The following is an 11,917-nucleotide window of genomic DNA, read 5'->3' as shown; positions in this document are numbered from 1 at the left end:
GGGGCAAGCCCGCTCACTACAAGGGTCCATTCGCCATAACGTTTGCGCTTACGGCGTCGGCTCCACCTCCTTGAACACCAGCCCTTGGCTATCGCTGACCTGCCATGGGTTGGCAGCGCCGGTCTGGCTGAAGACCACGCGGTCGAAGCGTGAGTCTTTCAGTCCATCGATACGCGCCTTGGCCGCGCCGCGAAAGCGCACGCGCTCGAACACCAGGCCCTGATGGTAGGCGTTGTGCGCTGCATCACCCTTGACCTCGATCGCCGCCCCCTGGGCATTCTCGACGCTCACGTCGCTCACCCGGATGTCCTTGAACTGCCCCGCGATGGTTGAGCGCTGATAGTCGAGCTTGGCGTTAGGGTCGTTGTAGTCGAGGGTAAAAATGAACGCCTGCTTGACGGTGTTGCGGATCGCCGAGTCGCGGAATGTGACGTTGCGCGCGCCGCCGCCCATGAAGTTGGTGCTCTTCATGCGCAACCCGGCATCGGTGCCGTCCGACACGTTGTCTTCGGCCAGGATGTTCTGGATCCAGGCGCCGGTGTGGCTGCCGGCGACCACCATGCCGTGGCCCTTGCGGAAGTAGTTGTTGAAGATCCACGCGTCTTCCTGCGGCGGCTGGTGCACGGCATCGGCACCGGTGCCGGCCGCAAAATTCACGCAGTCATCGCCGGTGTCGAAGAAGTTGTTGAACACCATCGCGCCCTTGCTGTTGGCGAACTCGATGCCGTCGCCGTTGTTGGCGTCGTAGGTCTTGTGGGTGGTGTTGGCCAGCACCACGTTTTCGGTCTCCAGGTTCATGATGCCGTGGAACGCCGGGTTCACCACGGTGAAGCCGCCGTAGAAGACGTTCTTCACATTGCGCAGGGTAATCAGCGAGGAACGCATCTGCCCGTAGGCATCCTTGACGTTCATGCCGCGTGCCACGGCCTGTTCCACCTGCGCCTTGGCGAGGATGCCGTCCCGGGCATAGCGGGTATTGTCACTGGCCAGGTAGAACGGCAGTGCCTGGCCACGCTCGTCGACGACATCGGCGTTGCGCTTCCAGCCATTGCCGTCGAGGGTGCCCTTGCCGACGATGCGGATGTTTTCGAATGACTGATGCTGGCGTGGATCGCGGGGCAACGCGTTGATCAGCGAAGCCGGGCGCACCGTGGTGGAATACGGGTACTGGATATAGCCGGCCAGCGGGTAATCTTCGGCACGCTCGGAGCCGAGCAGGGTCGCGCCTTCGGCGATCTCCAGGGTCATGTTGCTCTTGAGGTAGAGCGCGCCGCTTTTGTAGGTGCCTTCAGGCAGCAAGACTGTGCAACCGACGGTGCAGGCATCGATGGCGTTCTGGATCGCCTGGGTATCGAGGTGACTGCCGTCGCCTTTGGCGCCGTATTTTTTCACGTCAAATACCGCCGCAACCGGGGTGGTGCGTTGCAGCACCGGGGCGCTGTCGGCGGATTCCTTGCCGCTGCCGTCCACCGAACGCACGGTGAAACGGTACGCAGTGTCGGGCTTCAAGCCTTGGGCAGTGAAGCTGTGAATGCCGATGCGATGGTGGAAGTTGGCGGTGTCTTGCCGATAAAACTGGTCGATGTAGGGTTTGGCCGGTGACACCTGGTCATTGTTGGCATTGGCGCTGCCCAGCAGCGTGCCATTGGCGTAGACCCGGTAATCCTTGATGCCGGCATGCTCGGCAGGCTTTTCCCACACCAGGATGATTTGCCGGTCATCAAAGGCCAGCGTCGGTACCTGCAGTTTTGACGGGGCTTGCAGCGCCCATGACAGCGGGCTGCATCCAAGCGCCACGAGGGCCAGCGCGCAACGCACTGAGGTTTTTTTCGAGGGTTGATACGGCATGTTGTTCTCCTTGTTTTTGCCGGTATTCACACCGAGGGGCGCTACCTCTGCCGCCCGGATTCTTCGAGGTATTGGCTGCGATTGACGAAGGTCTCGCGGGGCATTTCGCGTACGTCCATGGACAGCGCATCGACCTGCGGCAGCAGTTCAATCAGGGCGCCCAGCGTCGCCGAAGCCAGGCTGCGCTGTTGTTCGGCAGTGCGCCCGGCGAACAGGTACAGGGCGACGTGCACGAAGTCGTCTTGAGTGCTGCCACAGCGGTAATGGCTGAAGCCGTTGAGCCGCACCTTGATGTCGCCGGGCTTGAATACGCCGAAGCTGTCGAGGGCATCGTGTACGGTCGCCAGCAGGGTGTGTTCGCCGATGCGCTGGGCCAAGGCCGCCGGGCAATCGATGATGCAGTGGGGCATGGTCAAACCTCAGGTTGATGAAAGGACAGCGGCGCCACACAGGGCGCCGCAGACTGACAGTCTTACTGGGCGCCCAGCGCCTTGATCAGCACGTCCAACTGCTCCACTTCTTCAGGCAGCAAGTCGGTCAACGGCGCGCGCACCGGGCCGGCGTCATGACCGACCAGGCGTGCACCGGCCTTGACGATACTCACGCCATAACCTTCGCAGCGGTTGCGGATCGCCAGGTACGGCAGGAAGAAATCATCGATCAAGCGGCCCACGGTGGCGTGGTCGTCGGCGGCCACCGCGCGGTAGAAATCCATCGCGGTTTTCGGGATGAAGTTGAACACCGCCGAGGAATACACCGGCACGCCCAGGGCCTTGTAGGCCGCGGCATAGACTTCGGCGGTCGGCAGCCCGCCGAGGTAGGTCAGGCGATCGCCGAGGCGACGACGGATCGACACCATGGATTCGACTTCACCGATGCCATCCTTGAAGCCGATCAGGTTCGGGCAGCGCTCGGCCAACTGCTCGAGGCTGTCGGCATTGAGACGGCACAGGTTGCGGTTGTACACCACCACGCCGAAATCCACCGAATTGCACACCTGCTCAACGTGGGCCACCAGGCCTTTCTGGCTGGCTTCGGTGAGGTAGTGAGGCATCAGCAGAATACCGGCGGCACCGAGGCGCTCGGCCTCCTGGGCGTAGGCGATGGCCTGACGAGTCGGGCCCCCTGCCCCGGCGAGGATGGGCACCTGGCCCCTGCAGGTGTCCACCGCAGTCTTGATGATCTGCGTGTATTCCTTGGCTTCCAGGGAGAAGAATTCCCCGGTGCCCCCGGCCGCGAACAACGCGCTGGCGCCGTAGGGTGCCAGCCATTCCAGGCGGCGGGCATAGGTGTCGGCACGGAAGTCACCGGCCGCGTCAAAGTCGGTAACCGGGAACGAGAGCAAGCCGGAAGACAGGACTGTTTTTAGTTCTTGTGGCGTCATGTTCGCAAACCTCAAATCAAAAAATAAAGGGATACCTCGAGAGGTACGTCATCGTACAACTACAAATGATTGTTAGCTAGCCCTGAGTGCCTTAGTTCAGGGCCTTTATATTTAATTCAATAAAAACAGCACATTAATCGCATTTAATAGGAATTGGCGCATTACCAATCAAGAATAGTCATACGATGACTACAGAAATCAGCCGACCCGCCGTCGCTCAGACTCCTGGCTGAAGTCACGGCTGGCCTGCACCAGCATGCGCGTGTAGTCGTGCACGGCCTGGTCCTGGCTCAAGGCCTGGCAGTCGAGCAACTCGACGATACGGCCGTGCTGCATCACCGCTACCCGGTCGCACAAGTGAGTGACCACACCCAGGTCGTGGGTGACCAGCAGATAGGTGAGTTTCTCGCGCTGGCGCAGGTCCGCCAGCAAGTTGAGGATCTCGGCCTGGACCGACACATCCAGGGCCGAGGTCGGTTCATCCAGCAACAACACGCGGGGTTCAAGGATCAATGCGCGCGCAATCGCCACCCGTTGGCGCTGCCCACCGGACAGCTGATGCGGATAGCGAAAGCGGAAGCTGTCGTTCAGGCCGACCTTGAGCAGGATCTCGTGGATCCGATCGTCCTTGTCCCCTACCCCATGGATAATCAGCGGCTCGCGCAGGGCGGTGTCGATGGTGTGCCTGGGGTGCAGGGAGCCGTAGGGGTCCTGGAAGACCATCTGCACTTTGCGAAAGTGCTCCTTGGGAATCTTGTGCTGCAACGGCGCGCCGGCGATGCTCAGCTCCCCGTGCCAATGCCGGTATTGCCCGGCCAGGCAGCGCAGCACGGTGGTCTTGCCCGAACCGGACTCCCCCACCAGGCCGAACGATTCGCCGTCGGCGACACTCAGGCTCACATCGTGCAGCACCTGGTTGATGGCAGCGCCGGTGCCGAAACTCAGGTTCAAGGCGTGCGCTTGGATCATGGGCATGGTCAGGTTCCTTATTGAGTCAGCCAGAGTGGATCGCGCTTGAGCACCGGCAGGTGCACGCGACGGTTATCCATGCTCGGCAGCGCGGCCAGCAGGCCACGGGTGTAGGGATGCTCGGCGTATTGCAGGTCGCAGGCAGCCAGGGATTCGACCACGCGCCCGGCGTACATCACCAACACGCGGTCACAGTAGTTGCGCACCAGGTTGAGGTCGTGACTGACAAAAATCAGCCCCATCTGCTGCTGGTCCACCAGTTCTTCCAGCACGTTGAGCACTTGCTGGCGCACCGAGACATCCAGGGCCGAGGTGGGCTCGTCGGCAATGATCACTTCCGGGCGAGTGATGACCATCATCGCGATCATGATGCGCTGGCCCATACCGCCGGACACCTCGTGGGGGTACAGGTTGTAGACCCGCTTCGGATCGCGGATATGCACCTGCTCGAGCATCTGCATGACCCGTTCGCGCGCATCACTGCGACTGGCCTTGTGGTGGGCCAGGTAGGCTTCGGCAATCTGGTCGCCCACCTTGACCACCGGGTTCAGCGAGTACTTGGGGTCTTGCATGATCATCGAGATGCGCTGGCCGCGAATCTTCTGCATCGCCTTTTCACTGGCCGAGAGCAGGTCGACCTCGCCAAACGCCATGGCCTTGGCGGTGATTCTGGCGCTGGGCGGATGCAGCTTGAGCAAGCTGCGCCCGACGGTAGACTTGCCTGAGCCGGACTCACCGACAATCGCCAGTTTCTCCCGCCCCAAGGTAAAGGACACATCGCGCACGGCGTGGGTTTCTTTCTGGCCACTGACGAAGCGCACATTCAGCCCTTCGACATTCAGCTTGATGGCAGACATAAGGTGTTCTCCGATTATTCGCTGCGCGGATCAAGGATGTCCCGCAGGCCATCGCCCAACAGGTTGAAGGCCAGGCTGACCAACATGATCGCCGCCCCGGGAACCGCCACCAGCCACCAGCACTCGAGCATGTAGCGGCGCCCGGTGGAAATCATCGCGCCCCACTCCGGCAGCGGCGCCTGGGCACCCAGGCCGAGAAAGCCCAAAGCGGCGGCGGTGAGGATGATCCCGGCCATGTTCATGGTCAGGCGGATGATCACCGAGGACAGGCACATCGGCACGATATGGCGCAGGATAATCCGCGCCGGCGACGCGCCTTGCAGTTCCACGGCGACGACAAAGTCGGCGTTGCGCAGGGACAGGGTTTCAGCCCGCGCGAGCCGCGCAATCGGTGGCCATGAGGTCAAGGCAATCGCCACCACCGCATGCTCCAGGCCAGGGCCCAGGGCGGCGATAAAGGCCAGTGCCAGGACCAGGCTGGGGAAGGAAATAAAGATATCGGTCAGGCGCATGAACACGGTGTCGACCGCTCCGCCGAAGTAGCCCGAGACGGTGCCGATAAACAGCCCGATGGGACCGACGATCACGGTTACCAGGGCAATGATGTACAGCGTGATCCGCGAGCCATAGACCAGCCGACTGAAAATATCCCGACCGTATTCGTCGGTGCCGAACCAGTGCGCCGAGCCCGGCGCCTGCAAGGCTGTGGCGAGGTTTTGCGCGACCGGGTCATGGGTGGCGATCCATGGCGCAAAGGCCGCGACCACCACCAAGAGCAGCGCAACCAGCAGGCCCGCCAGGGTCATGGGGTTGCGCAACAGGTGACGCAGCACCCGCAGGCCGCTCTTGCAGAAGGCATCGAAACTGGAGCCCGGCGAGCGATCCACCGGCCGCTTCGCCGCCGTGTCGATGGAAGACAGATTGGCATTCATAAGCATCTTCTCTGTGTGAATTCTGAAGGGCCGCAGCCCCACTCAACGCTGCTTGTAGACACCCAGGTAACGGGTGGCCTCGGCATCGTCACCACTGAAACCCTTGACGTCGGCAGCGCTGACCACGGTGTCGGTCATCTGCGAGATCATCAGGATCGGCCCCACCTGCTGGTCATAGAGCGTCTGCGCCTGGTGATACAGGCTGACCCGCTGTGCCGAATCGCGCGTCACGCCCGCCTGGTCGATCAGGCTGTTGAGCTGCGGATTGAAAAACGAGGCGCGCCAGCCCTGGAAGTTCGGCAAGCCGGCGTCATCGCTGTTGTTGGGGTTGTAGGCGAAGGTGCGCAGGCTGAAATACGGGTGCGGATAGCGCTCGGCGCCACGGGCCACGATGATCTCGAAATTGCGCGCGCGCATGGCGCCGTAGACCTGGTTGCCGGTGCCGGTGACGATGCTGGCCTTGATCCCGCCTTCGGCCAGGGTCGCTTGCAGGCGCGCGGCGATGTCGATAAACGGCGGCTCCGACAATGTACGAATGGTGGTGTTGAAACCGTCGGGGTAACCCGCCTCGGCCAGCAGCTTTTTCGCCTTGGCCACGTCCATGTGATAGCCCGGATCCGGCAAGCGCGCTTCCAGCCCCAACTGCATCGGCCGCTGATTGAGCTTGCCGTAATACGGCATCACCTGTTCATCCAGACCCTTGTAGTCGATCAGGTTGCGCACGGCTTCACGCACCTGAGTCTTGGCAAACTCGGGTTGCTTCATGCTCATCGCCACGTAGTACATGGTGCCGCGCGGCAATGATTGCACCTGAATCTTGTCCGAGCCGTCGATGGCGCGAATGTCCGGTGCCGCCATGCCGTAGGCCAGGTCGAGGTCGCCGCGCTCGAGCATCAGGCGCAAGGATTGGGATTCGGTCATGTGCCGCACCACCACGCGCTTGAGCTTGGCCGCGCCGCCCCAGTAGCCGTCGAAACGGGTCAGCAGCAGCGAATCGTTGGCGCTCCATTTGGTCAGCACGAAGGGGCCACTGCCGGCCTCGTTGGTCACCAGCCAGCCGGCGCCGAGGTCGCCGTTTTTCTCATGGGCCAGGGCGGTCTTGCGGTCCACTACCACAGCGCTCGGCGAGATCGCCAGGGAGTCCACCAGCAGCAGCGGGTCCATGGTCTGCGGCAGGTCGATGACCAGGGTGTGGGCGTCCGTGGCGCGGATCAGCGATTGGATATTCTCGACGCTGTAGCCATAGGCCTTCCAGGTGGTGGCCAGGCCGAAATTGAGCTTCATCACCCGGTACAGCGACCACGCCACGTCCTCGGCGGTCAGCGGGTTGCCCGAATGGAATTTCACATCCTGGCGCAGATGAAAGGTCACCTGCTTGCCGTCTTCGCTGATGTCCCAGCGTTCGGCCAATTGCGGCAGGTGTTTTTCCGGGTTGCCCTGGTCACGCTTGATCAGCGTGTCGTAGAGGTTGGCGTTGACGCCGGAGGCATCCAGGCCAGGCGCATTGGCCGGGTCGATGGAGAACAGGTTGACCATGCTCATGCCGACGATCAATTGATCGGCGGGGGTCTTGGCGCTGGCCGTTGTCATCGGCCCAAGGGCGAGCATCGCCGTCAACAGGCCAAGGTGCAGTGTTGAAAATACCGTCTTCATGCAAAATTCCTTCTTTTTATAGTTTTATCGGTACGGCGCAGTGCGTTAACGGGTACGGGGGTCGAACACCTTGTACAAGGCGTCACTGATCAGGTTGAGCGCAACGAAAATCAAGCCGATCACCAACACACAGCCCATCACCGCGTTCATGTCGCCGAGCATCAGGCTGCTGGTCAGGTACTGGCCGAACCCCGGCCAGGCAAACACGGTTTCGATCAGCACCGCGCCCTCCAGCAACGAGCCGTAGGCCAACGCAACCACCGTCAGCAACTGCACGAGGATGTTGCGAAACGCATGCCCCCACACCACCTGGCGCCGGGAAAGGCCCTTGACCCGCGCGGTGATGATGTACTCCTGGGACAGCTGCTCGAGCATGAAGCTGCGGGTCATGCGGCTGATATACGCCACCGAGTTCAGACCCAGGATCAGCGCCGGCAACACGATGTGGCGCAGAGCGCTGGCGAAGGCCTCCCAGTCACGTGCCAGGGTCGAGTCGATCAGCAGCAGGCCGGTGACCTCGGGCACCATGCCGTCGTAGGCCAGGTCGATGCGCCCCGCTCCACCGGCCCAGCCGAGCCAGGCGTAGAACACCAGCAGCCCCATCATGCCCAGCCAGAAAATCGGCGTGGAGTAGCCGAACAAGGTGATCACCCGCGCCACGTGATCGCCGAGGCGCCCCTGGTTGCTGGCGGCACAGACGCCCAGGGGCAAACCGATCAGCACGCCGAACAGGATCGCCAGGGTGGCCAGTTCGATCGTCGCGGGGAAGACGCGCAGGATGTCGTCGAGTACCGGGTGGCCGGTCAACAGCGCATTGCCGAAGTCACCGTGGAGCAGGTCGTTGAGGTAAAGACCGAATTGGGTCCAGATCGGCTTGTCCAGGCCCATCGACCGGTACACCTGATCGTAGGTTGAACTGTCGGCATCCGGCCCGACGACCGCCAGCACGGGGTCGAGCGGCATGACCCGGCCGATGATGAACGTCAGGGCCAGCAGGCCGAGCAAGGTCACCAGCACCGTACCCGCACGCCGGGCCGTGTTGGACGCGCGAGCGCCCATGACAGAGGCAGTCATAACAAACATAGTGAGCTCCTGATAATCGGTCAGCGCTTCTTGTAGACGTCTTTGTAGCGTGTGGTCGCGGCGGTATGGCCCTGGAAGTCGGCCACGTCTTCGTACACCACCACGGTGTCGGTCATTTGCGAGACCGGCAAAATGGCCCCGACCTGCCGGTCGACCTGCTCCTGGATGTCGCGGTACTGGGCCAGTTGCTTGCCTGTGTCAGGCTCGACTTCCGCGCGCTCGATCAGCTGGTTCAGCTCAGGGCTGTAGAAGGATGTGCGCCAGCCCTGGAAGTTGGTGAGCTTGGCCTCATCGCGGTTATCCGGGTTGTACACCAGCGTACGCAGGCTGGAGTGCGGATGCCGTTCCGCCCCGCCACCGCCGCGGCCGACGATGATGTCGAAGCTGCGCTCACGCATTGCGCCGTAGATCTGGTTGCCCGTGCCGGTGATGATGCTGGCATCGATACCGGCCTGGGCCAGGGTCGACTGCAGGTTGGAGGCAATGTTGATAAACGGCGGTTCGGCGAGCACGCGAATGGTGGTCTTGAAACCGTTCGGGTAACCGGCCTCGGCCAGCCAGGCCTTGGCCTGCTTGACGTTGAGCGTGTAGCCGGGATCCGGCAGGCGTGCGGCCAGGCCCAGGGGCAGCGGCCGTTGGTTGATCACGCCGTAATGGGGCATGACGGTCTGGTTGATGCCCTGGTAATCGATCAGCGCACGCACGGCCTTGCGCACACGCGCATCGGCGAACATCGGTTGCTTCACACTCAGGGCGACGTAGTACAGGGTGCCGCGCTGCAAGGTCTGGGTGCGGACCTTGGCGCTTTTCTGCAGGGCTTCAATATCCGGCGCAGACATGCCTTTGGCGATGTCCAGGTCGCCGCGCTCGATCATCAGGCGCAACGACTGCGACTCGGTCATGTTGCGCATGACGATGCGCTTGAGCTTGGCCGGGCCGCCCCAGTACCCGTCGAAACGGCTCATCAGGATCACGTCGTTGGCGCGCCAGTCATTGAGCACGAACGCACCGCTGCCGGCGGCGTGAGTCACCAGCCAGGCGGCGCCCATGTCGTTGTTCTTCTGGTGTTCGAGGACTTTTTTGCGATCGAGGACAAACGCACTCGGCGAGGTCGCCAGGGTGTTGAGCACCAGCAGCGGGTCGGTGGGCCGCGGCAACTCGATCACGAAGGTCGTGGCATCCGTGGCACGCATGTAGCGCTCGACGTTCTCGGCGGTAAAGCCGTAGGCCTTCCAGGTGGAAGCCAGCGCCAGGTTGAGCTTGAGCACGCGCTGCAACGACCAGGCAACGTCTTCGGCACTCAGGTCATTGCCGGACTGGAATTTCACGCCGGTGCGCAGGTTGAAGGTCAGGGTCTTGCGGTCGTCACTGACCTGCCAGCGCTCGGCCAGCGCCGGCACCAGGCGATCCGGCTGGGCAACGTCCTGCACCAGCAACATGTCATAGAGGTTGGCGTTGATCTCCGACACATCCAGGCCGGTGGCCGCCGCCGGGTCGAGGGACAGCAGGTTGATCATGCTCATGCCGACGATCAATTGATCGGCCGGGGTTTTTGCGAAACTTGCAGGTACAGCGGTGACAGCCAGCGCGGCGACGAACACCCGCGCCCACAGCGAAGGGAAAATGCTCATAACAAGAGTGCCTTTTTTATATTTATTCTTGTATTGGTAGGTGCTCTTGATCAGCCCGACTCATGCCGGACTGACCGTGTGCACGTCAGAAGCTTTTAAGCGTATTGGTCTCGATGAAGTTGAAATCGATGTCTTCACCCAGGCCCGGCAAGTCGGACAGGTGCACAAAACCGTCGCTGTCCATCGGGTCTACCAGACGCTTGAGGTAGGCCGGCACTTCGTCGTAATCCAGGTACGGGTGCAACAGGCCACGCTCATACCAGGTGCAGTTCTTGATCGCGCCGACGACAGCCAGGTTGGCCGCACCGTTGCCATGAATCTCGCAATCCATGCCGAAGGATTCAGCCAGGTGCGCAACCTTCAGGCACGGCGCAATGCCGCCGACGCCCGCCACACCGGCGCGCAAGATATCGCACACATCGTGCTTGACCCAACTGGCGCGGCTCAGGTGTTTGCCGGACAGGGTTTCCGGACCCAGCACCGGAATGTCCAACTGCCCCGCCAGCCAGGCATAGGACTCGGCGGACTCTTCCATCATCGGCTCTTCGAACCAGGCGAAGTCGAGCTTCTCCAGCTCACGCCCGATGTACAGCGCTTCGGTGCGGCTGTACCAGTGATAACCGTCCAACATCAGGGCGATGTCCGGGCCGACCGCTTCGCGTACCGCCGCACAAGCCTGCACGTCGATGCGCGGGCTCGGGGCGAAGGACACCGGCGGCATCCAGGTGTGCAGCTTGATGGCCTTGTAGCCGCGCTGCACCAGGGTCTCGGCAAAACGCCCGTAGTCTTCCGGGGTCGCCAGGCCACCGGGCAGTTCGTCGCCACACATGGTGGAGCCGTAGGCCGGCACCTTGTCGCGGAAACCGCCAATCAACTTGTGCACCGGCACACCCAGTTTGCGCCCGGCCCAATCCCACAGGGCCTGCTCCACCAGCGCCAGGGCGCGGTCGGTCAACTGGCTGGCACTGCCGCGCTGCCAGTGTGCGAGGTCGTGCCAGATTTTTTCGCGATCGAAAGCGTTCTGCCCCACCAGCACTTTGCGCACGAAACCATCCAGTACATACGGGCGGATCAGCTCCGGGGCGCCGAAGGCATAACCCTCCTGGCCGTCTTCGGTCTGGATGCGCAGCAAAGCCATCTGCGCCTGGGTGACATCACCGGGGTGCGCATGGCCGGCACTGTCCACTGCGCGGCGGGTCGGGTAGGAAAATACCTGGACGTTGACTGCTGTGATTCTCATGGACGTCGTAAGCCTTCTTATTGGATTTGTGACGGAAGTATCGTCTGTTGCGACCGATCATAGGTCATCGTACAACACTTGAAAAGACCCAATAACCCGCCCCTCACCTGCTTGCATTTTCAGTAAATCCCGGCAAAACCCTTATTTTTAAAGACAACCAAGGAATAACTCGGATTGCTGTAAAGCCCTATTCACTGGGCACATATATTTCAAGATGTTTCAAAACCACCGATAACCCATAGACGAGTCATCTTGTCGTACGATAACGTATATCGGCACCTTAGATGAGAGCCATCCGCAACAACCCACTGCCGTAGCAA

The 11,917-nt window shown here is 61.9% G+C and carries 10 protein-coding genes; all 10 read right to left on the bottom strand.

The genetic code is table 11. From position 1 onward, the window contains the following. Positions 1–48: 48 nt before the first annotated feature. The 10 genes from BFQ01_RS01435 to BFQ01_RS01390 all read right to left on the bottom strand — a co-directional run bounded on the left by BFQ01_RS01435 (position 49) and on the right by BFQ01_RS01390 (position 11,597). Positions 49–1,848 carry a glycosyl hydrolase family 28 protein gene (locus BFQ01_RS01435; protein WP_065923976.1) on the bottom strand — a complete coding sequence of 600 codons (1,800 nt, stop codon included), beginning with the start codon at positions 1,846–1,848 and terminating at the stop codon, positions 49–51. 41 nt (positions 1,849–1,889) lie between these two features. Further along, entirely contained in the window at positions 1,890–2,258 is a 369-nt protein-coding gene (locus BFQ01_RS01430; protein WP_065923975.1) for a 5-carboxymethyl-2-hydroxymuconate Delta-isomerase, read from the bottom strand. Between the two features lie 62 nt (positions 2,259–2,320). Continuing rightward, entirely contained in the window at positions 2,321–3,232 is a 912-nt protein-coding gene (gene kdgD, locus BFQ01_RS01425; protein WP_065923974.1) for a 5-dehydro-4-deoxyglucarate dehydratase, read from the bottom strand. 198 nt (positions 3,233–3,430) lie between these two features. Continuing rightward, positions 3,431–4,207, bottom strand: coding sequence for an ABC transporter ATP-binding protein (locus BFQ01_RS01420; RefSeq protein ID WP_065923973.1), 777 nt, complete (start codon positions 4,205–4,207; stop codon positions 3,431–3,433). 11 nt (positions 4,208–4,218) lie between these two features. After that, on the bottom strand, positions 4,219–5,058 hold the full coding sequence (locus tag BFQ01_RS01415) for an ABC transporter ATP-binding protein (protein WP_065923972.1): 840 nt from the start codon (positions 5,056–5,058) through the stop codon (positions 4,219–4,221). Between the two features lie 14 nt (positions 5,059–5,072). After that, on the bottom strand, positions 5,073–5,990 hold the full coding sequence (locus BFQ01_RS01410) for an ABC transporter permease (RefSeq protein ID WP_027603510.1): 918 nt from the start codon (positions 5,988–5,990) through the stop codon (positions 5,073–5,075). Positions 5,991–6,032: 42 nt separating this feature from the next. Beyond that, positions 6,033–7,643: an ABC transporter substrate-binding protein gene (locus BFQ01_RS01405; protein ID WP_065923971.1), complete on the bottom strand. Its 1,611-nt coding sequence runs from the start codon at positions 7,641–7,643 to the stop codon at positions 6,033–6,035. A 45-nt stretch (positions 7,644–7,688) separates the two neighbouring features. Next, positions 7,689–8,726, bottom strand: coding sequence for an ABC transporter permease (locus tag BFQ01_RS01400; protein ID WP_065923970.1), 1,038 nt, complete (start codon positions 8,724–8,726; stop codon positions 7,689–7,691). A 20-nt stretch (positions 8,727–8,746) separates the two neighbouring features. Continuing rightward, the gene (locus BFQ01_RS01395) at positions 8,747–10,357 is read right to left on the bottom strand and encodes an ABC transporter substrate-binding protein (RefSeq protein WP_065923969.1); all 1,611 of its coding nucleotides are present in this window, start codon (positions 10,355–10,357) and stop codon (positions 8,747–8,749) included. Between the two features lie 85 nt (positions 10,358–10,442). Continuing rightward, positions 10,443–11,597: a mandelate racemase family protein gene (locus BFQ01_RS01390; protein WP_065923968.1), complete on the bottom strand. Its 1,155-nt coding sequence runs from the start codon at positions 11,595–11,597 to the stop codon at positions 10,443–10,445. Positions 11,598–11,917 lie beyond the last annotated feature (320 nt).

It is taken from the genome of Pseudomonas sp. 8 R 14, assembly GCF_900005955.1.
GTDB lineage: Bacteria > Pseudomonadota > Gammaproteobacteria > Pseudomonadales > Pseudomonadaceae > Aquipseudomonas > Aquipseudomonas marginalis.
This window is presented reverse-complemented; position numbering and strand designations above follow the sequence as displayed.

Excerpts from the sequence above, each read along its gene's own strand:
- BFQ01_RS01435 (WP_065923976.1), bottom strand. The coding sequence starts at position 1,848 with ATGCCGTATCAACCCTCGAAAAAAACCTCAGTGCGTTGCGCGCTGGCC.
- BFQ01_RS01430 (WP_065923975.1), bottom strand. The coding sequence starts at position 2,258 with ATGCCCCACTGCATCATCGATTGCCCGGCGGCCTTGGCCCAGCGCATC.
- kdgD (WP_065923974.1), bottom strand. The coding sequence starts at position 3,232 with ATGACGCCACAAGAACTAAAAACAGTCCTGTCTTCCGGCTTGCTCTCG.
- BFQ01_RS01420 (WP_065923973.1), bottom strand. The coding sequence starts at position 4,207 with ATGCCCATGATCCAAGCGCACGCCTTGAACCTGAGTTTCGGCACCGGC.
- BFQ01_RS01415 (WP_065923972.1), bottom strand. The coding sequence starts at position 5,058 with ATGTCTGCCATCAAGCTGAATGTCGAAGGGCTGAATGTGCGCTTCGTC.
- BFQ01_RS01410 (WP_027603510.1), bottom strand. The coding sequence starts at position 5,990 with ATGAATGCCAATCTGTCTTCCATCGACACGGCGGCGAAGCGGCCGGTG.
- BFQ01_RS01405 (WP_065923971.1), bottom strand. The coding sequence starts at position 7,643 with ATGAAGACGGTATTTTCAACACTGCACCTTGGCCTGTTGACGGCGATG.
- BFQ01_RS01400 (WP_065923970.1), bottom strand. The coding sequence starts at position 8,726 with ATGTTTGTTATGACTGCCTCTGTCATGGGCGCTCGCGCGTCCAACACG.
- BFQ01_RS01395 (WP_065923969.1), bottom strand. The coding sequence starts at position 10,357 with ATGAGCATTTTCCCTTCGCTGTGGGCGCGGGTGTTCGTCGCCGCGCTG.
- BFQ01_RS01390 (WP_065923968.1), bottom strand. The coding sequence starts at position 11,597 with ATGAGAATCACAGCAGTCAACGTCCAGGTATTTTCCTACCCGACCCGC.